General features: G+C 49.2%; 30 protein-coding genes. 14 read left to right on the plus strand and 16 right to left on the minus strand.

Going from position 1 to position 21,057, the window contains the following annotated elements:
• Positions 1-154: 154 nt before the first annotated feature.
• Both rsmD and IFO68_RS11705 read left to right on the plus strand, forming a co-directional pair.
• Positions 155-760 (plus strand): 16S rRNA (guanine(966)-N(2))-methyltransferase RsmD, encoded by a 606-nt coding sequence (rsmD, locus tag IFO68_RS11700; protein WP_192016037.1) that lies wholly within the window; start codon positions 155-157, stop codon positions 758-760.
• The gene (locus tag IFO68_RS11705) at positions 757-1,023 is read left to right on the plus strand and encodes a DUF1145 domain-containing protein (RefSeq protein ID WP_027250511.1); all 267 of its coding nucleotides are present in this window, start codon (positions 757-759) and stop codon (positions 1,021-1,023) included. The genes rsmD and IFO68_RS11705 overlap by 4 nt, the downstream gene beginning before the upstream one ends.
• 50 nt (positions 1,024-1,073) lie before the next feature.
• Here the strand turns inward: IFO68_RS11705 and IFO68_RS11710 are convergent, their stop codons facing one another.
• From IFO68_RS11710 to IFO68_RS11720, 3 genes are all read right to left on the minus strand, one after another.
• Positions 1,074-1,397 (minus strand): putative signal transducing protein, encoded by a 324-nt coding sequence (locus IFO68_RS11710; RefSeq protein WP_192016038.1) that lies wholly within the window; start codon positions 1,395-1,397, stop codon positions 1,074-1,076.
• Positions 1,398-1,419: 22 nt separating this feature from the next.
• Positions 1,420-2,046: a lysoplasmalogenase gene (locus tag IFO68_RS11715; RefSeq protein ID WP_192016039.1), complete on the minus strand. Its 627-nt coding sequence runs from the start codon at positions 2,044-2,046 to the stop codon at positions 1,420-1,422.
• Positions 2,047-3,015: 969 nt separating this feature from the next.
• Positions 3,016-3,381 (minus strand): DUF4145 domain-containing protein, encoded by a 366-nt coding sequence (locus IFO68_RS11720; RefSeq protein ID WP_192016107.1) that lies wholly within the window; start codon positions 3,379-3,381, stop codon positions 3,016-3,018.
• A 156-nt stretch (positions 3,382-3,537) separates the two neighbouring features.
• On the opposite strand from IFO68_RS11720, the gene IFO68_RS11725 reads away from it, so the two are divergent.
• Entirely contained in the window at positions 3,538-3,867 is a 330-nt protein-coding gene (locus IFO68_RS11725) for a DUF2500 domain-containing protein (protein ID WP_192016040.1), read from the plus strand.
• Between the two features lie 31 nt (positions 3,868-3,898).
• On the opposite strand, the gene IFO68_RS11730 is transcribed toward IFO68_RS11725, so the two are convergent.
• A complete protein-coding gene (locus tag IFO68_RS11730) occupies positions 3,899-4,903 on the minus strand; it encodes an acyltransferase (protein ID WP_192016041.1) in 1,005 nt (334 codons plus the stop codon).
• Between the two features lie 476 nt (positions 4,904-5,379).
• On the opposite strand from IFO68_RS11730, the gene IFO68_RS11735 reads away from it, so the two are divergent.
• The gene (locus tag IFO68_RS11735; protein WP_192016042.1) at positions 5,380-6,975 is read left to right on the plus strand and encodes an AbgT family transporter; all 1,596 of its coding nucleotides are present in this window, start codon (positions 5,380-5,382) and stop codon (positions 6,973-6,975) included.
• A gap of 78 nt (positions 6,976-7,053) precedes the next feature.
• Here the strand turns inward: IFO68_RS11735 and IFO68_RS11740 are convergent, their stop codons facing one another.
• Entirely contained in the window at positions 7,054-8,274 is a 1,221-nt protein-coding gene (locus tag IFO68_RS11740) for an EAL and HDOD domain-containing protein (RefSeq protein ID WP_192016108.1), read from the minus strand.
• A 148-nt stretch (positions 8,275-8,422) separates the two neighbouring features.
• Here IFO68_RS11740 and IFO68_RS11745 point away from each other — a divergent pair, with 148 nt between their 5' ends.
• Positions 8,423-9,487 (plus strand): alpha/beta fold hydrolase, encoded by a 1,065-nt coding sequence (locus IFO68_RS11745; protein WP_330872769.1) that lies wholly within the window; start codon positions 8,423-8,425, stop codon positions 9,485-9,487.
• A gap of 141 nt (positions 9,488-9,628) precedes the next feature.
• Positions 9,629-10,426 (plus strand): Cof-type HAD-IIB family hydrolase, encoded by a 798-nt coding sequence (locus tag IFO68_RS11750; RefSeq protein WP_192016043.1) that lies wholly within the window; start codon positions 9,629-9,631, stop codon positions 10,424-10,426.
• A gap of 119 nt (positions 10,427-10,545) precedes the next feature.
• On the opposite strand, the gene IFO68_RS11755 is transcribed toward IFO68_RS11750, so the two are convergent.
• A complete protein-coding gene (locus tag IFO68_RS11755; RefSeq protein WP_192016044.1) occupies positions 10,546-11,004 on the minus strand; it encodes an EVE domain-containing protein in 459 nt (152 codons plus the stop codon).
• A 77-nt stretch (positions 11,005-11,081) separates the two neighbouring features.
• Between IFO68_RS11755 and IFO68_RS11760 the strand changes: the two genes are divergently transcribed.
• From IFO68_RS11760 to IFO68_RS11790, 7 genes are all read left to right on the plus strand, one after another.
• Positions 11,082-11,711 carry a tRNA-uridine aminocarboxypropyltransferase gene (locus IFO68_RS11760; protein ID WP_225445191.1) on the plus strand — a complete coding sequence of 210 codons (630 nt, stop codon included), beginning with the start codon at positions 11,082-11,084 and terminating at the stop codon, positions 11,709-11,711.
• A gap of 184 nt (positions 11,712-11,895) precedes the next feature.
• The gene (locus tag IFO68_RS11765; RefSeq protein ID WP_419555442.1) at positions 11,896-13,338 is read left to right on the plus strand and encodes a coniferyl aldehyde dehydrogenase; all 1,443 of its coding nucleotides are present in this window, start codon (positions 11,896-11,898) and stop codon (positions 13,336-13,338) included.
• A gap of 55 nt (positions 13,339-13,393) precedes the next feature.
• Positions 13,394-13,966 carry a TetR/AcrR family transcriptional regulator gene (locus IFO68_RS11770; RefSeq protein WP_192016045.1) on the plus strand — a complete coding sequence of 191 codons (573 nt, stop codon included), beginning with the start codon at positions 13,394-13,396 and terminating at the stop codon, positions 13,964-13,966.
• Positions 13,967-14,166: 200 nt separating this feature from the next.
• On the plus strand, positions 14,167-14,520 hold the full coding sequence (locus IFO68_RS11775) for a NirD/YgiW/YdeI family stress tolerance protein (RefSeq protein WP_192016046.1): 354 nt from the start codon (positions 14,167-14,169) through the stop codon (positions 14,518-14,520).
• A 212-nt stretch (positions 14,521-14,732) separates the two neighbouring features.
• Positions 14,733-15,089 (plus strand): hypothetical protein, encoded by a 357-nt coding sequence (locus IFO68_RS11780; RefSeq protein ID WP_192016047.1) that lies wholly within the window; start codon positions 14,733-14,735, stop codon positions 15,087-15,089.
• Between the two features lie 97 nt (positions 15,090-15,186).
• Positions 15,187-15,513 (plus strand): hypothetical protein, encoded by a 327-nt coding sequence (locus tag IFO68_RS11785; RefSeq protein ID WP_192016048.1) that lies wholly within the window; start codon positions 15,187-15,189, stop codon positions 15,511-15,513.
• Positions 15,513-15,842 (plus strand): hypothetical protein, encoded by a 330-nt coding sequence (locus IFO68_RS11790; RefSeq protein WP_192016049.1) that lies wholly within the window; start codon positions 15,513-15,515, stop codon positions 15,840-15,842. The genes IFO68_RS11785 and IFO68_RS11790 overlap by 1 nt, the downstream gene beginning before the upstream one ends.
• A 46-nt stretch (positions 15,843-15,888) precedes the next feature.
• Here the strand turns inward: IFO68_RS11790 and IFO68_RS11795 are convergent, their stop codons facing one another.
• From IFO68_RS11795 to IFO68_RS11835, 9 genes are all read right to left on the minus strand, one after another.
• Entirely contained in the window at positions 15,889-16,230 is a 342-nt protein-coding gene (locus IFO68_RS11795; protein WP_225445192.1) for a hypothetical protein, read from the minus strand.
• Positions 16,230-16,568, minus strand: coding sequence for a hypothetical protein (locus tag IFO68_RS11800; protein ID WP_192016050.1), 339 nt, complete (start codon positions 16,566-16,568; stop codon positions 16,230-16,232). The genes IFO68_RS11795 and IFO68_RS11800 overlap by 1 nt, the downstream gene beginning before the upstream one ends.
• 6 nt (positions 16,569-16,574) lie before the next feature.
• Complete coding sequence (locus tag IFO68_RS11805; protein WP_192016051.1) at positions 16,575-16,931, minus strand: hypothetical protein; 357 nt, start codon at positions 16,929-16,931, stop codon at positions 16,575-16,577.
• 10 nt (positions 16,932-16,941) lie between these two features.
• Entirely contained in the window at positions 16,942-17,265 is a 324-nt protein-coding gene (locus tag IFO68_RS11810; protein ID WP_192016052.1) for a hypothetical protein, read from the minus strand.
• Positions 17,266-17,348: 83 nt separating this feature from the next.
• On the minus strand, positions 17,349-17,696 hold the full coding sequence (locus IFO68_RS11815; protein ID WP_225445193.1) for a hypothetical protein: 348 nt from the start codon (positions 17,694-17,696) through the stop codon (positions 17,349-17,351).
• 38 nt (positions 17,697-17,734) lie between these two features.
• Positions 17,735-18,064, minus strand: a complete 330-nt coding sequence (locus IFO68_RS11820) for a hypothetical protein (protein ID WP_192016053.1) — start codon at positions 18,062-18,064, stop codon at positions 17,735-17,737.
• Positions 18,065-18,394: a hypothetical protein gene (locus tag IFO68_RS11825; protein WP_192016054.1), complete on the minus strand. Its 330-nt coding sequence runs from the start codon at positions 18,392-18,394 to the stop codon at positions 18,065-18,067. It lies immediately after the preceding gene.
• An 11-nt stretch (positions 18,395-18,405) separates the two neighbouring features.
• The gene (locus IFO68_RS11830; protein WP_192016055.1) at positions 18,406-18,738 is read right to left on the minus strand and encodes a hypothetical protein; all 333 of its coding nucleotides are present in this window, start codon (positions 18,736-18,738) and stop codon (positions 18,406-18,408) included.
• Between the two features lie 18 nt (positions 18,739-18,756).
• Positions 18,757-19,086, minus strand: a complete 330-nt coding sequence (locus tag IFO68_RS11835) for a hypothetical protein (RefSeq protein ID WP_192016056.1) — start codon at positions 19,084-19,086, stop codon at positions 18,757-18,759.
• A 908-nt stretch (positions 19,087-19,994) separates the two neighbouring features.
• On the opposite strand from IFO68_RS11835, the gene IFO68_RS11840 reads away from it, so the two are divergent.
• Positions 19,995-20,630 (plus strand): HEAT repeat domain-containing protein, encoded by a 636-nt coding sequence (locus IFO68_RS11840; RefSeq protein WP_192016057.1) that lies wholly within the window; start codon positions 19,995-19,997, stop codon positions 20,628-20,630.
• Here the strand turns inward: IFO68_RS11840 and IFO68_RS11845 are convergent.
• Entirely contained in the window at positions 20,625-21,056 is a 432-nt protein-coding gene (locus IFO68_RS11845; RefSeq protein WP_192016058.1) for a DUF4265 domain-containing protein, read from the minus strand. The genes IFO68_RS11840 and IFO68_RS11845 overlap by 6 nt on opposite strands.
• Position 21,057: the final 1 nt, after the last annotated feature.

Genomic DNA, 21,057 nt, shown 5'->3' on the forward strand with positions numbered 1-21,057 from the left:
AATTTACGGCCTGAAAATAAAGGGCCTGTTTATCTTTGGGCTTGCCAGCTTAGTAGGCCTGGCGAACATAACCAATCGTCAGGGTAACAACGAACAAACACAAAGATAATCAGGCCCATGTATACTACCACTTTCTCTACGGTCGAAGAAATGTATGACTAGACGTAAGACGCATTCCGGACACAAAGCTAACCCGCCCAGCCAGGCAGGCTTTGTACGTATCATCAGTGGCCGCTGGCGAGGACGTAAACTGCCGGTCCACGATGTTGCCGGGTTACGCCCGACAACCGACCGTGTCAAAGAAACCGTTTTTAACTGGCTTGCCCCGGATATCCACGGCTCACGATGTCTGGATCTCTTTGCCGGCAGCGGCAGCCTTGGTCTTGAAGCTTTATCGCGTGGTGCGGAGCACCTGACACTGCTGGAGCTAGACACGAAAGCCGCCAGTCAGCTGAAGCGTAATCTGGACACCTTAGAGACAGATAAAGCTGAGCTGCATCAGACCGACAGCCTGTCTTTTCTCAATAAACCGGGGTCGGCTTTTGATCTGGTGTTTATTGATCCGCCTTTTCGGCGCGACATGCTGCCGGAGGTGATTCGCCTGCTGGAAGCCAATGGCTGGCTGACCCCGCAAGCCCTGATTTATCTGGAAGCAGAAAAAGAACTGGGACTGCCTGATACGCCCGAACACTGGCAGCTCATCAAAGAAAAATCGGCGGGACAAGTTTGCTACCGCCTGTATCAAAGAGAGGAAATATGAAAGCGCTGATTTTACTGGCGAAAGTGGCGATCGGATTTGTCTGGGCGGTACTTTTGCTGAACCTGTTCCACCCTTTCCCGGGTGTGGCGGCAATCGCACTGTATATCATGACGGCGTTTCTGCTGGCGATGCACGGCCTGCAAATGCTGATTTTCCTCGGTGCGTTTGGTGACAAACTGTCTCTGAGTCGCTGGGAAAAATGGTCGATACTGATTTTCGGCATCTTTGCTTTGCTGGATATTCGCCGCAAGCACATGGTGTAAAAAGCTAACGGCAAGGGTGCCCGGCTGGTGCCCTTCGTTTATCCTGCTCTTCAGCAGTCAGTCTCAGGTTTATCGGTGCCACATTGCCAGCACCAGTCAAACTGTCCTTCGTTCTCTTCGCCGCAGGACACACATCGCCAGCGCCGCTGATTGCCCGTCTCGTACCCGGCAAGTAACTGGCGTGCCTTTACCGCATCCTGTTCCGATACCCAGACTGTCACCTGTACCACATCAGCCGGTAATTCACCGGCAGCCGCCCCGAGATTCTCCCCGGTCAGACGCACCGCCAAACCGGCATGTTCCAGCAATCCTTTCAGGGTATGCGCTTCAAGGCTGTTGCCCGCCCGGTAGATCTGTTGCCAGCTAGCTGCCATTACCAATCTCTTCTCTTTATCATCAGCGTAGCAGCACACTGACCACTAAGAGCGACTGGGCAAGATAATAGGTGGTCATGATACTGCCTGTCGCAGCTCTGAAATTGCCTCTGAACCGGTCCAGGGCCAGCAAAGTATCTGATACCAGAAAGACCATCGCCCCGGCAAAAGCGGCGAGGCCGGCGCCTGTTCGGGTGGTTAGCCAGTACTCACCCGCCGCCCAGGTCATTTGCAAAATCACCCCTATATATACTCCAACCGGCAGAGCCAACCGGCCCAGAGACGGCAGCAACAACAGATAAACGATAATCCCGGCCCCCATCAGCAAGGCAGGCAGCCACCACACTATCGGGCCAGACAATTCATTCCAGAAGGCCAGTGAATACACTATGTGCGCCAGCAGAAAACTGGTCAGGCCCGGCACAAACTTGTCTTTGGGCAACATAAGGAAAATGTCCCCGGCGACGGAGCACAGCAGACCGGCAATAATCCATTGCTGGTATCCATCACCCTGGCCAAACTGCAGGATTGTTGCCAGCAGCAAGAAAATCGTCAGCGGCTTAAACAAATAAAACTGCCACTGTGGACCGCGATAAGCGGCATTGATATGTAACAAAGCAGAAAAAGAGACGGCTAACCAGACCCACATACGTTCACCCGAGTTATCAAAGCTGTGACAGTGTAAAAAGCAAACGCCGTTTGTCTAGCTCAGATAGGCCAGAAACCCGGTCAATTCTCACCTCTGTGATCCATCACACTTTCATATAACTTATTCCTTTACCGCCACTTTTATTCCTTTTCGTTCAATGCTACGGCTGCAACTCCCAGTCTGGTAACAAAAACAGTACAGTTCCGCTGTCAAAAGCGTCAGGTTCATACTAATGCGATAAATACCGCTTTATTTTACCCCCACAAGAAACGAAAACAGATAGAAACCCCGTTCAAAATAAAACATAAAAATGAATAAAAACAAACAAATAAAACAAAACCCAGCACCAAAATCAGCTCAGAGCTTCCTTAAGTTATTTTACCTAACATCTACACAGTTACAGAGCGTTGAATGTCGATAAATAACGAAAATCGTATGCAAAAACCTAACCCGGCTGTATACCTGAACCGGTTTTCTTTAGTTTTATCACGAAAAACAATGATAGCTAACACCAGATGCCGCCAGAGCACAAAACCACAAGCAGAACTTAAACACGGATAAAAACAAAAACACGAAGATATTAAAACAACAAAATAATCAAATACTTAAAATAAAATTAAAACTTAACAACCCAATCAGATTGTTTTTTGACCTCACCATTTTCAGCAGCCAAATGTCATCAACAAAGGGATTTCATGACAACTAAAAGTAAATTTATTGCTAAATATCACACTCTTCCTTTGATCAGGCGATAAAAAAAGTGCTATTCTTTTCTTAACAAATTTCCCAGCAACATAACAGGAGCCTATAACTATGTTATCACCTTCCCAAAAACAAGGGCTTGTCATGATCGCCGTCGTCGCCGGTCTCATGTTGCTGCCTGTGCTTTATTAAGCAAAAGATAAAATTAGCCAATAAAAAAGGTGCCTGAGGCACCTTTTTTATTTTGTCGCTATCATGCGCCACCCGTTACGGATCCAACTTTATATGGTGCCAATTGTTTGAATAAAACCACAGCGCCAAGGCGGTCATGCCTAGCACCAACAAAACGGCAACCGCCCACACCCTGCGCGCACTGCGGGGCGTCAGCTCTTTTTCGCACTCCTGACAGGCCCGGCGAAAGCCACGACTGTCATCCAGGCTAAATCCTTCCTCATGCACCACTTTATTGCGTATGGTGGCCACATAACGCAAGGTGGGGATGATTTCGTGAGGCAAACGCTCTTCACAACTGGTAATTAACTGATGCAGCCCTTTTCCTTCCGCATGATAATGGTGCCGCAGCAAATGCTCGAGTCGCCGGCTCCGGCTCACCACTAATTCAATCTCTGACACCCACATCTCTCCTGCTACCTGCTTCTTCTTTAACCTTACAGGGAGATCAGCCAGTTGCAAATCTACCGGCAGCGATCTCACCATAGCCGCATTCTGTCACAGACAACCCGCTACACACTCAAGCATAATAGCGGGCAGTTACCTAAGGAGCCTGCTATGCCCGTCACCCCTTTTCTGATTCTTCTGGTGTTGCTTGTTGTTGCTGTCGCCTCATTCGTTCACATCTACCGCCGTCATCTGTCGGGCAACGCGGCGATAGAAAAGACAATAGAGGTGCTGATACTCGATAAACAGAGTGTCGCTCTCGACAATACTCCACCAGGCGGCGACAGTGAGGAATATTGGCTTTATGTCCAGCCGGTAACAGGCGGCCCCAAACGTGATTTCCAGATAGGGCCGCACTATTTCCACGCCCTGAATGCCGGTGACTCAGGTACCCTGACCTACCGGGGGCGACGATTTATGCACTTTGCACTGAAACGCTGACACTGACAGATCTCGTGATTCACTGACTGCATCAGGGTACCAGCCAGGCCGTCAGCCGGTGACGGCTAAGCAGCCAGCTCGCCAGCAAAGCAAGCCCGCCGGCCACCAGAGTCCAGAACGGGATCATCACAACAGGATGAATAAAGTACCAATCAAACGCTCTGACCGGCCACAGAAAAATCGGGTGCAGCAAGTAAATACCCAGACTATAGCGACTCACAAAGGCCAGTTTGGCAAGCGTACCTTCACTGAGGCGATCGGCAATATAACGGCACACCACAAAAACCATCGCGGCGATGAGCACAGTATTCAGGGTTTTGTAAGACAGCCAGCGGCCAACAGTGTATTCACCCGCCGCAAAGCTGCGGCTGAGTACCATATAATCCGTCAGTACCAGTGCCGCTATCCCCAAAGGCAGTAACCAGCCCAGTGTCGGCCAGGAATAGCGATAAAGGCAATAGCCCAGCAGCAAATACCCGCTGTACAGCACCAACTGGTGGCTCCAGGGGCCATCGATATAAAACAAAAACAAAGCCGTCAGCAGCATCCACACCAGCGTCACCCCTTTCACTGCTGTCGGATCAGCCCGCTTCACCCACGCCTGCAAAAACGGCATCACCAGATACAAAGGCAGAAAATAGTAGAAGAAGCCCAGGTGATAATAGGTTTCGTGTTCCGGCATGTTAGCCAGTGTCGCCATCGCGGTACTGCTCTGATAGCCATCTAAGGTCAGGCCTGAAAAAAACGCATAAAACACCGACCACACCAGAAAAGGGAGCAATACCTTGCCCAGCCGCCGCCGGACATAATAGCCAAACTCAAACGGCCGGGTGTCTGTCAGCATGAGCGCGCCACTGATCATGATAAAGACAGGCACAGCCCAGCGGCTGAAGCTGTTATAACTCACCGCAGTTATCCAGGCATGGTCCGGGATCTGCCCGAGCAGTTCACGGTAAGGCCCTAACACATGAATCACAACCACAGCGGTGGCAGCAACACAGCGCAGTAAGTCGACAAAGACTATTTTTTCCCGCATGGGATCTCCTTCACTTGTTACAGCCCCTCTTTCGATACTAAAGCGCCACGAGCGGCCTGATCAGAATTTGTGCATACCTCACTGGCGTACAATCTAAGCAAACTAAAGGCAGACGCTTATCAGTATGTTATCAAATTGATAATTTGAATGATGTTTTATTAAATTCACACCAAAACGAGATATTAATCACATTTTTGTGGCCATCATAGCAAGCAGGCCAAGCAAAACTGAGCCCTTTATTCTCTGAGCCACTCGCACAAATAATCAACAGAAAGCATATAAAAAAGTAAAATGGTCCACTAGCAACACAAAAATAAACACAAAAAACTAATCAGATCGTCAATATGCAGTCATAAAACACACAATAGAAACATTTAGACACATTTTTATCTTGTTTATGGCATTAACAATAGCGTAACCTCCCGCACCGATTAGATGCCCATTGACGGGTACATGACGTAAGAATGGAGGTCGTGATGCATTCGAGTGCTTCACAAAAACAGTTGAATACCAAAAAAACGCTCTTTACGCGTTTTCTGGATACGGTTGAGTGGCTGGGCAACCTGCTGCCGCACCCAATCACCCTTTTCGCCCTGTTCAGCCTGGCAATACTGATTGCTTCCGGCATTGCCGGCTACTTTGGCGTTTCAGTGCCAGACCCGCGCCCGGAAGGCGCCCCAGGGCGTGCCGCTGACGGCATGATCCACGTTATCAGCCTGATGAACGCCGAAGGTCTGCAAATGATCGTGGCGAATCTGGTGAAAAACTTCACAGGCTTTGCCCCGCTGGGTACTGTGCTGGTGGCCATGCTGGGTGTCGCGATTGCAGAATATTCTGGCTTACTTTCTGCTGCAATGCGTGGCCTGGTCATGGGCGCTTCCCGCCGTATGGTAACTCTGGTTGTGGTGTTTGCCGGTATCATTTCCAATACGGCTTCAGAGCTGGGTTATGTGGTGCTGATCCCACTGGCCGCCATGCTGTTCCACTCGCTGGGTCGTCACCCGCTGGCGGGTCTGGCCGCGGCTTTTGCCGGTGTCTCCGGCGGCTACAGCGCTAACCTGCTGCTGGGCACTGTTGATCCCCTGCTGTCCGGGATTACCCAGACGGCAGCGCAAATGATTGACCCGACCTACCAGGTTGGCCCGGAAGTGAACTGGTACTTCATGTTTGCTTCAACGTTCGCGATCACCATCATGGGTGCCTTCGTGACCGAGAAAATTGTTGAGCCAAAACTGGGCACTTACAATGTCGAGGAAGCCAGCGACGATCTGGGCAAAGACAAAATGGGCAAGCTGACGGATCTGGAAAAGAAAGGTCTGAAAGTGGCGGGACTGGCTGCACTGGCGGTATCTGTTCTGCTGGCGCTGACCATAGTGCCGGAAAACGGTATCCTGCGTCATCCTGATACCGGCCTGGTGGCAGGCTCGCCTTTCCTGAAAGGCATTGTGGCTTTCATCTTTGTGTTCTTCGCCATCCCTGGCTTTGCGTATGGTAAAGTCGTTGGCACCATGAAGACAGATCGCGACGTGATCAGTGCGATGTCGGCTTCTATGTCGTCAATGGGTATGTATATCGTACTGGTGTTCTTTGCCGCCCAGTTCGTGGCATTCTTCAAGTGGACTAACTTTGGTCAGGTCTTTGCCGTGGCGGGTGCAGACATGCTGCAATCCATCGGCCTGACCGGGCCGATGCTGTTCTTCGCCTTTATCCTGATGTGTGGCTTCATCAACCTGATGATAGGTTCAGCCTCGGCACAGTGGGCAGTTACCGCCCCTATCTTCGTGCCTATGCTGATGCTGGTCGGCTATGCGCCGGAAACCATTCAGGCGGCGTACCGTATCGGCGACTCTGTCACCAATATCATCACCCCTATGATGAGCTACTTCGGTATGATTCTGGCGGTGGCGACCCGTTACCAGAAGAATCTGGGACTGGGCACCCTGATTGCCACCATGCTGCCATATTCCATGGTCTTCGTGGTCGGCTGGAGCCTGATGTTCTATGTCTGGGTGTTTGTACTGGGTATCCCGGTTGGTCCGGGCGCCGCGACCTATTACAACATTGGCGGCTAATCCTGCTTCCCCCTGAAACGACAAACCGGGCAAACGCCCGGTTTTGTTTTTCCTCTTTTCCCCAGCGGGATACACAGCTTATTTCTGATACGGGATCTGATAGCTGGCCAGCCAGCGCAGCGTCTGGTGATACACATTCGCCACCTGAGCTTCATTCATTCCCAGCCGCTGGCAATACCGGGCGGTACTTTCCCAGTCGGCATTGTCGTAGGCATCCAGCAAATTCAGAATATCGCCCAGCGGCCCCTGCCGCAGCAATAAGGCGCGGTGGACTTCCTCAGACAGAGGTAACAGCTCCAGCAGTTTAGGCAGCGGCTTATCGAGCAAGGCATCGAGCAGCGAAAACATCCCCGCCAGAAACGCCTGATCACTGTTCAGGGCAATACCGCTTCCCCTCGCCAGCTCTTCGCACATGCGCGCCCGCTGCAGCGACAGAATATACAGCTCGCGCGGTTTGCGGATAGAAGCATGAGCCGCGGCCACCACTGAGACAAACAGCTTAATTTTCTCTTCACCCAGATACACCAGCGCCTGCTTAAAGTTACCGATTGGCGTCAAGGTTCGGTGGGCGGCGGAATTGACATAACGCAGCAAAAGATAAGACAGGGAAACGTCGCTGGCAATAATGCGCTCGACACGGGGAAAATCGACCGGAGTGCGGCTGATTTCACGCAGCAGTCTCAGGGTGGTCAGGGTTTCAGGCGTCACCTGACGGTTTTTCAGCAGCTCAGGTTTGCTGAAATAATAGCCCTGAAACAGATGAAAACCGGCAGCCCGGGCGGCTTCAAACTCTTCCCGGCTTTCTACTTTTTCGGCCAGGAATTTCAGGCGGCGATTCTCATGCTGGGCCACAAAAGCACAGGCGCGCTGACAACCCAGTTTGATGAAATCAAGCTTAATCACATGCACATAAGGCATGAAGCGCTGCCAGGCCGGTTGCAGATCAAAGTCGTCCAGCGCTATGGTATAACCCTGTTTATTCAGATGACGTATCGCCGCAAACAGCTCATCATCCGGGGTGCAGGTTTCCAGCACTTCTATCACCACCTTGTGCCGCGGCAGCAACAACGGCAGCAATCTCACCAGGCTGTCATAGGGGAAATTGATAAAGGTACGCTGGCTTGCGGTGGCAAGATCGTCACCGACAGCCATGTAGTTTTCCACCAGTAAACGGCTGGTTGCCGTGTTGGCTTCGATGTCCGGAAAGGCATTCTGCTCCCCATCACGAAACAGCAATTCATAACCAACGGTTCTCTGCTGGCGGTTCAAGATAGGTTGACGAGCAACGTAGGCGTACATATTGGGGAAATTAATGATCCTGTCCGGTGGAAGACAATAACAATAATAGAATGGCATCAGATTTGATGCCGTATCCAAAACCATCAACACTTTACGTTATACTGGAACATATTACTAATTCCTTTATATCGCCACAAAGAGCTGACAAATGTTGGACAAGCTTCCCATGACTCAAGGTTTTTCCTTTTCCCTCCCTGCCGGGGCGATCAGCATGGAATCCGATTTCGCGGCCACTATGTCAGGGCCGGTGGCCGAGTGCTGGGCTCAGCGCCGGCAAAGCCAGTTCGACGGTGTCGGAGGCGTGCCCATTGCCTGGATGAGCCTGACCGGCTTCAGTACTGACAGAGCTATAGTGCTGGTGAATGGCAGGGTCGAAACCTTCCATAAATATCAGGAGCTCTGCTGGGAGCTGACCCGTCAGGGCTACGATGTTTTTGCCCTGGACCACCGCGGCCAGGGCTGCTCCGGCCGCTTGACCCCAGACAGCCAGCTCGGCCATGTGGAAGAATTTACCGATTACGTCAGTGATCTCCATACCTTTGTGGATACCATAGTCAAACCGGCCGGTTACCAGCAGCTCTTTATGCTCGGTCACTCGATGGGCGGCACAGTGACCAGCCTCTATCTGGCCCAGTACCCGGATGATATTGCGGCCGCCGTGCTGAGCGCCCCGATGCACGGCATCAAAGTCAGCCACTGGATGAAGCCTATAGCCTCGCCGCTGGCCAGAGTGGCCGAGCAGCTCCAGCGTCAGCCCGGCTATGCACCCGGTCAGACCCCTTATTATCCCAAGCCCTTTGCCGATAACCCCTTATGCCAGAGCCAGTGCCGTTACGAGTGGTTCCGCAAGCTGTATGAAGACCAGCCGGCACTCAAACTGGGCGGGCCCAGCTCCCGATGGGTCTGGCAGGCATTGAGCGCCGCCCGCCAATCGGTGGTACTGGCCGGTCAGATCCGCTGCCCGGTACTGCTGCTGCAAAATGAACAGGACACCATAGTCGATAACCGGGCGCAGAACCTGTTTTACCAGCAGATCAAACAGGCCGGCGGCCAGTGTCAGGTGAAGGTGATCAAGGGCGCCCGCCATGAAGTGCTGTTCGAACAGGATTCGCAGCGGGTACAGGCGGTCACAGCTGTGCTGGAACACTTCGCCCGGTTCAGCCAGCCAGCGACTGTCGCCACCCCGCTGGTGGCCAGCGGTCAACCAAGCTGAACCCACACTGACAGGAATAGCGGAAAAAACCAGAGTCGCAGATTAGCCTCTTTTCTTGATCTAATCTGGTTTACACTGCCTGTGTATGTCAATCACCCGGCTGGCCCGAAGCGGTGCAGCCATCAAAGAAAGAGACGTGCCATGTATAAAATTGTTGCTTCTGATCTCGACGGTACTCTGCTGACACCCGATCATAAAATCGCCCCTTTCACCAAAGAGGTGCTCCAGCAGTTGCACCAGCAAGGCAAAGATTTCGTCTTCGCAACCGGCCGCCACCATATCGATGTGGCCGAAATGCGCGAGCAACTGGGCATTCCGGCTTTCATGATCACCTCTAACGGTGCCCGGGTGCACACTTGTCAGGGCGAAGTGCTGTTCCAGCAGGACGTGCAGCCTGAGGTAATTCTGGGATTGATGGAGCTCACCAAAGACGAGCCGGACTTACGTATTCATATCTACCGGCATGATGACTGGCTGCTCAACATCGAAGATGCGTATCTGCGTGATTTCCACGAAACCTTTACATACAAACTGTTTGACGTAAACAATCCACCGCTGGATGGCGTAGCGAAGGTTTTCTTCACCCGTGATGATAAAGACCACGACAAACTGGTTGTGCTGGAGGACAAGTTCCGCGCCGTGTTTGGCGAGCGTGCCAGCATCGCCTTTTCCACGCCCTGGTGTCTGGAAGTGATGGATGTCGGGGTGTCGAAAGGCCACGCCCTGGCAGCGGTTGCCGAAGCGAAAGGCTATGCGCTGACAGACTGTATCGCCTTCGGTGACGGCATGAATGATGTGGAAATGCTGAGCATGGCCGGCAAAGGTCTGGTTATGGGTACAGCTCACCACAAAGTGATGGCCGCCCTGCCTGACAACGGCGTGATTGGTTCATGCGCCGACGAAGCCGTGGCGCATTATCTGGCCGAGCATCTGCTGTAAGCCACTTTTCCCTAGTCCTATTCAAGGGGAGGGAATACTCAACGCTTCAGCAAACTCAGTACTATCCCTCCCCTTGCCAAGGGGAGGGAATATTCAAACAATAAACCATTACAAGTGCGTTAAAACTGTCCTGTCATGCGCAGCACTTCCTGCCACTGCTGTTCCGTGACCGGCATGATACTGAGGCGGTTACCGCGCTGCACCAGCGGCATTTCATGCAGCGCATCATTGACTTTGATGCTTTTCAGCGTTACCAGGCGCAGATGGCGCACATATTCGATGTCCACCATCACCCAGCGCGGATTGGCGGGATCGGATTTCGGGTCGAAATACGGGCTGTCGGGATCAAACTGAAAATGATCGGGATAGGCCTCGCGCACCACTTTGGCAACCCCCACCACCCCAATGTCTTTGCACGAAGAGTGATAGATAAAGACCTGGTCACCCACTTTGACGTCATCACGCATCATGTTGCGCGCCTGATAGTTACGAACGCCTTCCCAGCAAGCCACATTCATCTGCTTGAGAGTATCAATAGAGAAAGTATCCGGTTCCGTTTTGAATAACCAATAAGCCATATCGCATCCTGTTGTCGTGATTTTGTGGTACCAGAGCAGTAACATCTGAGGTCACAGACTCAAGAATACCATAAGCGATGACAACCATGAGCGCCGAACCTGCTCCACAAACGGTAACACCCTGCCCGAATTGCGGCTTTGTTCATAATTGTATCTGCCATGCCGAGGTGCGCCTGCGCTCTCAGGCGATCTTCGTGCTGCTGACTCACAGCAAGGAATTTGGCAAAGACACCAATACCGGGGCGCTGATGGCCAGAACGTTGCCGCATTGCCAGCGCCTGCTTTGGTCTCGTACCGAGCCGCCCGAGGCGCTGCTGACGCTGATAGCCGATGACACGATCCAGCCCTGGCTGCTGTTTCCCGCCGACGACGCCCATCCCCCGGCACCCTTTGCGCGCGAGACAGGCAAGACCCCTTTATTCATTCTGCTTGATGCCACCTGGCAGGAAGCACGCAAGATGATGCGCAAAAGCCCGTGGCTGGCTAAGCTGCCCCGGCTCAGTCTGAGTGTGGATCGCGACTCCTGTTACTCGCTGCGCCGCAATCAGCAGACGGGCAATCTGTGCACCTGCGAAACAGGCATTGCCCTGCTGGAGTTGCTGGGAGAGCACAGCGATGCCAAGGCGTTACTGCAGTATTTCGACGCCTTTATGGCGGCCTTCCCGGCGGAAAAAAGCGGGCATCCGCGTCGTCGGCCTGAGCCATAATCGCGCTGCGCCTCACGGGCTGCACCTCACAGAACGGTATTTAAATTTGCCGATTTCTTGCACGCAGCGCTGAGCCGCCCTATATTAAAACCGACTAGTCAGTCGGTATATGGATAAATCGGCTGGCATTCTCTGATACTCAACCGCGTGTACGCGGTTCACTCTGTCAAAACAGGAGATAGGGATGACCTTTGCCACTGCGAGCCAAGACAGCCAGCAAATTTTCACTATGCAGCGACTGTTCCACACCCAGCGCAATGAGTACCTGGCGCAGACCATGCCGGACTATGCCAGCCGGATTGCCCGACTCAAACAGCTGAAAGCCGCATTGCTTGCTCACAAAGACGCGCTGTGTAAAGCACTGTCTGCCGACTTTGGCCACCGCAGTCACCAGGATACCCTGCTGAGCGACATCCTGCCCTGTGTCCAGCAGATCAACTACACCATTAAACGACTGAAAAAATGGATGCGGCCATCGCGGCGTCACGCCGGCTTGCTATTGATGCCGGCCAAAGTGGAAGTCATTTACCAGCCGGTCGGTGTGGTCGGTATCGTGGTGCCCTGGAACTTCCCTGTCATGCTGAGCATCGGCCCGCTGATCCCTGCGCTGGCGGCTGGCAACCGTGCCATGATTAAGCTGAGTGAATTCACCCCGCAAACCAACCAGCTCATTACCGCCCTGCTGGCAGATATCTTTGCTGACACTGAGGTCGCCGTCATTGAAGGTGAAGCCGACATAGCGGCGGCGTTTACGGCACTGCCGTTTGATCACCTGTTGTTTACCGGCTCCACTGCCGTCGGCCGCCATGTCATGCGCGCTGCGGCGGATAACCTCACCCCGGTAACGCTGGAACTGGGCGGTAAATCGCCAACTCTTATCGCCCCGGATGCCGATATGCCGCAGGCGGTTGAGCGGATGATTTTCGGCAAGTGCCTGAATGCGGGTCAGATCTGCGTGGCACCGGATTACGTTTTAGTGCCGGAAGGCAACGAAGATGCGTTCATTGCCGAGTTCAAGAAACAATTTACGCAAATGTATCCGCAAGGCGTGCACAGCCAGGATTTCACCTCAATTGTCAACCAGCGCCAGTTCGACCGTCTGAGCCAGTGGCTGGCAGAAGCTGTCCGGAACAACACCCGGATTGAAACCGTCCACCCGGATGCCATCGACCCCGGTGCGCACCGTATGGTGCCGCATTTACTGGTGAACCCGAGCGACAGCCTGACCCTGATGCAAGAAGAGATCTTCGGCCCCTTGCTGCCGGTGATCACCTACAGCAACATCGACGAGGCCATCCAGTACATCCAGCGGCGTCCCCGCCCGCTGGCCTTATACCTGATGACGCAGGACAAAGCCCTGCAAGAGCGCGTAAAATCTTATGTTCACGCCGGTGGCATGGCCATCAATGATTCGGTCTTCCATGTCGCGGCCGACGATGCGCCATTCGGCGGTATCGGCCCGTCTGGCATGGGGCATTATCACGGCAAGGAAGGCTTTCTGACCTTCTCCAAAGCCAAAACCGTGCTGACCAAAGGCCGCATCAATACCGCCAAACTGGCCGTACCGCCTTTCACCGGCTGGCGGGCCACAGTGCAAAAGCTGATGATGGCTTTCTTCTTACGCTAAACCTGTATTATGCTGGCTCACCCCGATGAGCCAGTTTCTCCACTGACAGCGAGCTATGAGCCAGAATAAGAAACAACAATTATTAGATGCCGCCCTCAGCCTCTTTACCCGGCAGGGTATTCAGGCCACTGCCACTGCCAAGATCGCCAAAGAAGCCGGAGTGGCCAATGGCACGTTGTTCCATCACTTTGCCAGTAAGCAGGTGCTGGTCGAAACCCTGTATCTGAGCATAAAAGCAGACATGGCAACGGCCCTGACACCACCGGACACCAGCCTGAGCGTGCAGGCGCAATTGCAGCATATCTGGCAAGCCGCCATCAACTGGGGACTTGCCCATCCGCAGCAGTTTCAGTTCCTGCGCCAGATGGCCAACGACCCGCAGTACCTGCTCAGCCAGCAGCATGCCATGCTTAGCCAGGCCCTGCCTTTCCTGCCGCAACTGATAGAGCAGGGACAACAGCAAGGGGAACTGGCAGGCTGGCCGCAACCTCTGATGCTCAACACCTGCCACAGCCTGTTTTTATCCACCGTGAGCCTGTTTGCCGAGCAACCGGCACTGGCGGCCGATCCCGCCTCACGTCAGGCGGCTTTTGATATGTTGTGGTACGGCATGGCCCGGCAAGCCTGATAGCAAACCACTATTGGCGATAAAAAATTCTTCTTTATCACGACTTTTCATATATTCCTGACGGGAATTTCACGCTTGCTTCACGTTCTCTTCGTTATTCTGGCTACATAGATAGCACGATGACAGCGGCAAATCGTTGCTCAGCTGTCATACTGAAAACAGTCGCTGCTCCCATGAGCCCGATAACGGAGAACCCAGTCATGAAAAAAGTGATCTTCTTATTTGCCACTCTGGCCCTGCCCCTGACCGCGACCGCCGCTCAGGGAGGCTACACAGGACCGAATGAAACCCAGGGCGTCAACTCAACTGTCGCCCAGGCTATGCAGGCCAAAGACGATGCGCGCGTCACCCTGACCGGCCATATCGTCGCCTCACTCGGCGATGAAGACTACCGCTTTAAAGACAGCACAGGCGAAATGATCGTCGAAATCGACAACCACCTGTGGGGCGATAAACAAGTCGGCCCGGAAACTCAGGTCACCCTGATGGGCGAAGTCGACAAAGACCTCAACGGCACCACAGTGGATGTGGATAGCGTGCAGATTGGGCAGTAAATCTGCTCATTAATTTCTACAACCCAGCTTTCATAGCAGAGCTGGGTTGCCCATTAAACCGTTTAGCGACAGTAATTTCCCTTAACTTTTCCCCTACCCCTATAAAAATCCACACGCCCCTCATTTTTCACATCATGATTGTATATTATTAATTTCTTTCACTTTCCTCTTTGATATCATTTACATCTCATTTTTATTTAAGCCGCATGCCAATGAAAAAGAAATTAATTGCAGGACTGTTTTTAGCGATGTCCACATCAGCAAGTGCAGAAATTGTAAACACCCAACTTGGTTTAATAAATGAAATAACTAGTTGGGCAGAAGCTGAATACATTCCATCTGTAGATGGCGACACCTTAATAAAGTTAACCACAGGAATAGCTGAATGCCCTAGTGGCGTCTATATACAAAATTCCGAATATGCCGATAGGCTACTTTCCATGGCGATGGCGGCATATGTTTCAAGTCAGACGGTTCGTTTCCAAATTTGGAATGATGCTGAAAAGTTTTGGAAAGGTTCAAAAGACAATTTTTGTAAGGTTCGTAGTGTTCGGTTAACCAAAGTTTAAATACCGTCTGATACAGCCAGTGATTATTCGTTTAGAGTGTTTCACACCGAAAAGGAAAGATCACATTGTTGGCATATACCTCAAGTAAGGGTTTCATATGAAAGTTAGACACATTTTCATCGCTGCACTGCTCGGTATTTTTTCTGCACCCACTTTTGCCAATGCGCCCGTTTATCGAGACGACTGGCAATGGAACACCAATGTATCTATTCAGTTTATTTACGGCTTTTGGAATAACAATAGTACACAGGTACGTTTCAGCAATGGTGAGTTCTGCTACATCAAATCCACTGAAAAAGAGCTGCTTTCCATTGTACTTGCTATGCGGGCACAAAATGCTGTGGGTGATTTTGTTTGTGCGAAAGATGCAGACTCGACCGTTGACGGAAAAGATTCCCGTCACTTACACAGGGCCAGATTTTAATGAAAAATTTATCAACTTGTTTGTTCTTACTCTTGCCACTGCTGAGTTTTCACTTGCAAGCAGCAAGCTACTCTCAAGATAGTGGCGTGATAAGCAGGATCTTTGTCAGTGCCGAAGGCGCAGTTGCAGCCCAACTAAAAGGCGGTTTTCCAAGGGCGACCTCAGATAATCAATGCCCGGAAAACAATGGCTGGGCCGGGCTCCGTATGGCTGATAACACCATCAAATCTGCCATTCTGGCAGCTAAAACCGCCAACCTCTCTGTCACTATCACAATTGAAGGCTGCGAAGGTCCTTGGTTTAAAATAAAAGATATATACCTTAACTAAAGATCAAGCCCGTGAGTAATATTCACGGGCTGATTTGGCAGGCTGGTTAATTAAATGAGACATACTTGATGTCTTCACCATCACCCCAGCGCATACAGGTACCAGCACCTTCAATATAAACGGCTTTTCCGCTGGCTTTCGCTGCCAATAACAGGCTGTACTGCGACTTTCCGTATGTGCTGTTTTCGTCTTTTATCATCCAGTACTTATAGTCCTTTGCACACTCTGCACGATTAAGTATCTCACCATTAATGTAAACATAATGCAGACCATCATCCCTGACGATGATACGCGATACCGTGCCAGTCACCGAGCCAGCAAAGACAAATGAAGAAGAAATGAGCAAAAATACGGAAATGAACAGCTTCATCGCACTGGAGTTTTTCATTACTTAATTGATCCTATATAAACAGGTACAGGCGCACTACCATAAGTAGCTAATGTGCTGCAGTCGCCCGAGCCTGGGTAGTAAAATATCGCTTTGGCGTACGATTTTTGAATGTTTTGTAACATGCTGGTCCACATCGCACAGGTGGTGATACCCACACCTTGTCTTGCTGTGTTCAAATTACAAATATAGGTGTACTCATTTCTGCCGGAATGCAGAACATTGACACTGCCATTTGCATAAACCAACACGCGATTGACTTCAACTTCACAGCTAAATTCCGCCAACGCAGTTGTCGAAAACATCAGAGATAAAATCGCTATCACCTTTTTTAACATTCGTTCTTACCTCAGCCTCATGATTCTGCGGTACACACTGTTATTGCTGCCCCATGCTTCACAGCTACCCACTTTGGTATAAGCAACTGTGATTGGTGTACCTGCTGTTTTTGCTGCTAATAGCATCGAATACATTCTTGCTCTTGCCTCACTCGACAAGGTGTTGCTGATTGCAAACGCTTGTTTATCAGAACATTCAGCGACGTCCTGACCATTGTTATCCAAGAAAACCAGAACGGTTTCCGTAGTCGCATACGTGGCAATATTCAATACTTTCCCTGTTGTATCAACCCAGTAGTTAGTTGATGAAAAAGCATTCGATGACAAACAGACTGCAATCAGTATAAAAATGTATTTTTTCATTAATATGTCCCTATCGGATATGTAAGCCTGTTGCCGTACATTTTTCACTGTCGTTTTTCTTATAATAAACCCTGACAACCTTGAACCCAGCGCTCTTGGCTGCCAAGACCTGAGAGAACATGGCTTTGCCCGATTCTGTAGAAAGGTCCAGATACATAATATTCCACTTGCACCCAGTTAAAGCTTCTGCAGTATAAAACCCTGCCGTCGTTGTACCCTCAGAGAATACCTGGGTAATAGTGAATGGCTGGTTAAATTCAGGATCACCTTGCTCTGCAAACACAGAGAATGGTAATGCAATCATTACAATGAAACTTAAAATTAATTTTTTCATCTTAATCAACACTTTTACTTTTAACATTCAATACGCTGAAGTCAACTAAAGATCACCGCTGAACATTTAATTTAACCAATATCCTATTGGTACTGGATCGCATAAAGATGACAATACTTACCTGTTGGTGAACCCGGCCACATTTCATCAGGTAATCCATACACCACCACACGCGATTTCGCGTGAAATGCTGCAATTGCCATCGACAAATTGGCATCAAAGCCAGGATCCGTTTTTCTTAACCAATATCCACTTGGGTAAGATGTGGTCTCTGGTTCTGCAAGCTTTAAGTAAACATCCCCACCACCAAACTCAGAGTAAGAATGAATGGTTTTTATGGTTGAAACACCTGAACCGACGAAATTCATATCTACGGCATAAGTCTTTATAGATACAAACACCATTAAAAAGACAAAGAGTTGTCTCATCATAATCTCCAAAAATTCATTATTTCTTTAGCTAATTACTATTAACCAGCCGGGTCAACCTGAATCACTAAACAGTATTGACCACCTGTTTCAATACCTGAGGTATACACAGTCGCCATTCGGTTATTGGCAGCCCACTGCGCCAGAACAACAGAGATCATAGTGGTGTTTTCCTGCTTTATTTTCATCCAGTTATTAGACGTGCCAGCACAGTTTTCAGGAATCATTCCATTTTCTACGTTTACTAACAATGCGCCTTCGATAGCGGTAATGTTAGTAATTTTACCTGACACGTAATTTTCTGCGGCTATCGAAAATGGGGTTGAAAACAGAAAGAATAGCAAGCCTGCAGATTTAAGAAACTTGGTCATTTACCGAATCCTTACTTTATACGGAGAAACACCATAATTGGTTTTTTCACATTCAATGCCACTGCTCAATGGAAAAGCCATCATGACTTGTTTACCCGACGCATGCGCCGCAAGTACGATAGAGACTCGGCTGTCTAAAGCCGGTTCCAGGTAAGTGCCCAGCTGTTTCCATCCCTGCCCTTCTAAATGCACTAACACATTTTCAGGCTGAACCTGAAGCTCAAGCACTTTCGTATACGGACAGTAAATCGCATCTGTCGCGACAGATGTCGCTGACCAAAACAAAGATAAACACAGGAAAGTCAGCTTACATATTTGATTTATTTTCATTTTATACGCATTCACATAAACATTCGGACATAAGTGACTTCACAGTCTTCCGAGTTTTCAACAATCCGGACCGTAAGCTGCTTTTGGGTAGAAAGTGCTGTCAGTACTGTCGAATACATGGCATCAAACACAGGGTGAGTATTTTTTAACACCATAAAATGGCCTTTGACCAGTTTGCAATTCAGCTTTTCTTTCCCTGCCGGCGCTTGTAAGTAAATGTGCCCGGTTTGATTAGGATAAACTGATAACAGCGCCTCTTTTCCAATACCTATACATCCCGTTGGGTTACACTCCGCCAGCACTGTCGGACTAATGATCATCAACAAAAATAAGAAATAGCGCATTCTTTACCTTCGAAAAAATTATGAGTTGATTGTCACATACATGACTTCACACTCTGGTGAATTTTCAACAATACGAATTTGCATCTGCTTTTGAGCCGCAATGCCAGTTAAAATTGTCGAATAAATTTCACTAAACAATGGATGAGCAGGTTTTAAGGTCATATAGGTACCGCCATCTAACTGACAGTTGAGTTTATCTTTCTCTGGTGCACCAAGGTAAATATTGCCACTAGGGTGAAGATAAACATTCACAATGGCGTCTTTCCCCACACCATAGCAAGCGATGTTGTTGCAGCCAGCCCAGGTGGCAGGGCTGATAAAAAACAGCAGAAAAATAATGTTTTTCATAACTCAACTCATTCTGTAAATTCAGGGTTCATAGTAACGTAGGATACTTCATCATATAGGACTGTTCTACAATCTAACTTTTGATGACCATGATACTGAGATCTCAGTTGAAACTCATCCTAATGATACGTTAATATAACAACTTACACCCCTTAAAGGTATCCATTTTTTCATTTCGCTCACATGAACCCCCTTCTTTTTTACTTTTTGTTTCGTCACAAAAACCTCTGTAGCATAATGCATACCCCCCACCAAAACGACATACTGAGATTTACAACGAACATAATTAAAAGCTATAATTTGACCATGAAAATGGTAATGAACGTTACAAACATGAATAATTTAGTGGGCTTTTTTTTCAAACATAGCCTCTTAGCTTATAAATAGCCTATGACAACACCTATCGATAACATTGAAATCGTTAATTCACTGAATTTTCGATAAAATTCAATTCAGGATGCATTCCAACATACAAACTGGAAGAGTATTTTATAAACAGACAGAAATAATATTTTTTTACTTGGTCAGTCATAATATCATGGCGACTGTAATGTCATGATGAATACCTCAAAAAATTCATTTAAGACAGTGCCTTAGGTGTAATTCACGAGAAGCTTGATTCTTAAGGCCCTGTCTATGAATGCTTCTCATCACTTCATCAGCCAATCGTACTACCCTGCTTTCTTCTAAAATCTTGTCAAGACCATGCTATTGCATAGACTAGGAGTTAAGATAATGGCAACGTTAATCAGAACACTTTTTATGATCCTAACTAAGAAACTTATTACCCTGCGTATAAAGCAGGGACTTACCCAACAACATATAGTGATCCGGGAAGTACTGGAAATCCTAGTAATAAAGTATCATTCTCGTCGCTGGGATAAGAGCAGGCAAGAGGAGGCGGCTAAATGAGTGATGATGCAGCCATCCAGCAACTGATTGAACAACTCAGCGACAGGGTATCTGGCAGACGGCGTTCAGCAGCTAAGAAGCTGAGAAAACTAAAAACCAAAGAAGCAGGCCCCGCACTGTTTGCCGCCTTAAAAAACGAACTCAATGATAAACGTACCTGGGAAACGCAATATCAGATGATCATGGCTTTGGGAGAATCTGGTTACACCGAGAGCCTAGATTTTTTACGTCAACTTGCCGAACAAAAATTTGAAGCAACAATGATTTATGTCGCAATCGGAGACTCAATAACAAGACTTATTTATTTAGATGAAAAAAGTGTTCATAACGTTATCGAACAAGTGCTAAGTCTCCCCCAGAATTCTTTTTTTTGTAATGGAATCCTAAGAGCAATTGCAATGCAAAGAATTGTTCCAGAAGAAAGGGATATAAAAAGACTGCTTAAATTTGCAGACAGTCGCGGCACATCTGATAACAACACCACCTGGATTGTTTCAGCTTCTGCTGGTTGGCACAAAAACGAAAACACCATTCCATTTCTACAAAAACATGCGGACTCAGAAAACCAACAAACAAAAAAAGCAGCCGAAGCTGCTTTAAAGAAAAAATATATTAAGTGGTCAATTTTATAGGAAGCCTAAACAGGCTTCCTCATAATCCCACTTACCGTTGGACTCGCCTTCATCGAGATAGGCTCGAATCTCATCATAAGAAATAGTTGGAGGAATATCGACAGCGATTAACCGGGGTTGATCGCTAACCTCAGAGCTACACCCCATGGACTCTAAGGTTTCCCTTACGGACTGAACCTCCTGATCGCTGGCAAACCAGATACGTACTGTACTATGGCCTGAAGGCTCCAATAGCTCTTTCATATACAGACATCCATCTACTTCTTCAGCACTAACGACATCTCCAAGCGAAACACCTTTAACATAAAAAGGAATGTTATCCAGCTTGAAACCTTTTCCGTCCGGCAAAGTCCATAAGGACTCAGTTTCATTTCGGTTTGAATCGCTAACGGGATATTCAAAAAATAATTTTACGTGCTCACTCATA

This window comes from Photobacterium arenosum, assembly GCF_014841115.1.
Taxonomy (GTDB): Bacteria; Pseudomonadota; Gammaproteobacteria; order Enterobacterales; family Vibrionaceae; genus Photobacterium; species Photobacterium arenosum.

What these genes read in the sequence shown, in the direction of transcription:
- rsmD (WP_192016037.1), top strand. Translation starts at nt 155, where the DNA reads ATGACTAGACGTAAGACGCATTCCGGACACAAAGCTAACCCGCCCAGC.
- IFO68_RS11705 (WP_027250511.1), top strand. Translation starts at nt 757, where the DNA reads ATGAAAGCGCTGATTTTACTGGCGAAAGTGGCGATCGGATTTGTCTGG.
- IFO68_RS11710 (WP_192016038.1), bottom strand. Translation starts at nt 1,397, where the DNA reads ATGGCAGCTAGCTGGCAACAGATCTACCGGGCGGGCAACAGCCTTGAA.
- IFO68_RS11715 (WP_192016039.1), bottom strand. Translation starts at nt 2,046, where the DNA reads ATGTGGGTCTGGTTAGCCGTCTCTTTTTCTGCTTTGTTACATATCAAT.
- IFO68_RS11725 (WP_192016040.1), top strand. Translation starts at nt 3,538, where the DNA reads ATGCCCGTCACCCCTTTTCTGATTCTTCTGGTGTTGCTTGTTGTTGCT.
- IFO68_RS11730 (WP_192016041.1), bottom strand. Translation starts at nt 4,903, where the DNA reads ATGCGGGAAAAAATAGTCTTTGTCGACTTACTGCGCTGTGTTGCTGCC.
- IFO68_RS11735 (WP_192016042.1), top strand. Translation starts at nt 5,380, where the DNA reads ATGCATTCGAGTGCTTCACAAAAACAGTTGAATACCAAAAAAACGCTC.
- IFO68_RS11740 (WP_192016108.1), bottom strand. Translation starts at nt 8,274, where the DNA reads ATGTACGCCTACGTTGCTCGTCAACCTATCTTGAACCGCCAGCAGAGA.
- IFO68_RS11745 (WP_330872769.1), top strand. Translation starts at nt 8,423, where the DNA reads ATGTTGGACAAGCTTCCCATGACTCAAGGTTTTTCCTTTTCCCTCCCT.
- IFO68_RS11750 (WP_192016043.1), top strand. Translation starts at nt 9,629, where the DNA reads ATGTATAAAATTGTTGCTTCTGATCTCGACGGTACTCTGCTGACACCC.
- IFO68_RS11755 (WP_192016044.1), bottom strand. Translation starts at nt 11,004, where the DNA reads ATGGCTTATTGGTTATTCAAAACGGAACCGGATACTTTCTCTATTGAT.
- IFO68_RS11760 (WP_225445191.1), top strand. Translation starts at nt 11,082, where the DNA reads ATGACAACCATGAGCGCCGAACCTGCTCCACAAACGGTAACACCCTGC.
- IFO68_RS11765 (WP_419555442.1), top strand. Translation starts at nt 11,896, where the DNA reads ATGACCTTTGCCACTGCGAGCCAAGACAGCCAGCAAATTTTCACTATG.
- IFO68_RS11770 (WP_192016045.1), top strand. Translation starts at nt 13,394, where the DNA reads ATGAGCCAGAATAAGAAACAACAATTATTAGATGCCGCCCTCAGCCTC.
- IFO68_RS11775 (WP_192016046.1), top strand. Translation starts at nt 14,167, where the DNA reads ATGAAAAAAGTGATCTTCTTATTTGCCACTCTGGCCCTGCCCCTGACC.
- IFO68_RS11780 (WP_192016047.1), top strand. Translation starts at nt 14,733, where the DNA reads ATGAAAAAGAAATTAATTGCAGGACTGTTTTTAGCGATGTCCACATCA.
- IFO68_RS11785 (WP_192016048.1), top strand. Translation starts at nt 15,187, where the DNA reads ATGAAAGTTAGACACATTTTCATCGCTGCACTGCTCGGTATTTTTTCT.
- IFO68_RS11790 (WP_192016049.1), top strand. Translation starts at nt 15,513, where the DNA reads ATGAAAAATTTATCAACTTGTTTGTTCTTACTCTTGCCACTGCTGAGT.
- IFO68_RS11795 (WP_225445192.1), bottom strand. Translation starts at nt 16,230, where the DNA reads ATGAAAAACTCCAGTGCGATGAAGCTGTTCATTTCCGTATTTTTGCTC.
- IFO68_RS11800 (WP_192016050.1), bottom strand. Translation starts at nt 16,568, where the DNA reads ATGTTAAAAAAGGTGATAGCGATTTTATCTCTGATGTTTTCGACAACT.
- IFO68_RS11805 (WP_192016051.1), bottom strand. Translation starts at nt 16,931, where the DNA reads ATGAAAAAATACATTTTTATACTGATTGCAGTCTGTTTGTCATCGAAT.
- IFO68_RS11810 (WP_192016052.1), bottom strand. Translation starts at nt 17,265, where the DNA reads ATGAAAAAATTAATTTTAAGTTTCATTGTAATGATTGCATTACCATTC.
- IFO68_RS11815 (WP_225445193.1), bottom strand. Translation starts at nt 17,696, where the DNA reads ATGATGAGACAACTCTTTGTCTTTTTAATGGTGTTTGTATCTATAAAG.
- IFO68_RS11820 (WP_192016053.1), bottom strand. Translation starts at nt 18,064, where the DNA reads ATGACCAAGTTTCTTAAATCTGCAGGCTTGCTATTCTTTCTGTTTTCA.
- IFO68_RS11825 (WP_192016054.1), bottom strand. Translation starts at nt 18,394, where the DNA reads ATGAAAATAAATCAAATATGTAAGCTGACTTTCCTGTGTTTATCTTTG.
- IFO68_RS11830 (WP_192016055.1), bottom strand. Translation starts at nt 18,738, where the DNA reads ATGCGCTATTTCTTATTTTTGTTGATGATCATTAGTCCGACAGTGCTG.
- IFO68_RS11835 (WP_192016056.1), bottom strand. Translation starts at nt 19,086, where the DNA reads ATGAAAAACATTATTTTTCTGCTGTTTTTTATCAGCCCTGCCACCTGG.
- IFO68_RS11840 (WP_192016057.1), top strand. Translation starts at nt 19,995, where the DNA reads ATGAGTGATGATGCAGCCATCCAGCAACTGATTGAACAACTCAGCGAC.
- IFO68_RS11845 (WP_192016058.1), bottom strand. Translation starts at nt 21,056, where the DNA reads ATGAGTGAGCACGTAAAATTATTTTTTGAATATCCCGTTAGCGATTCA.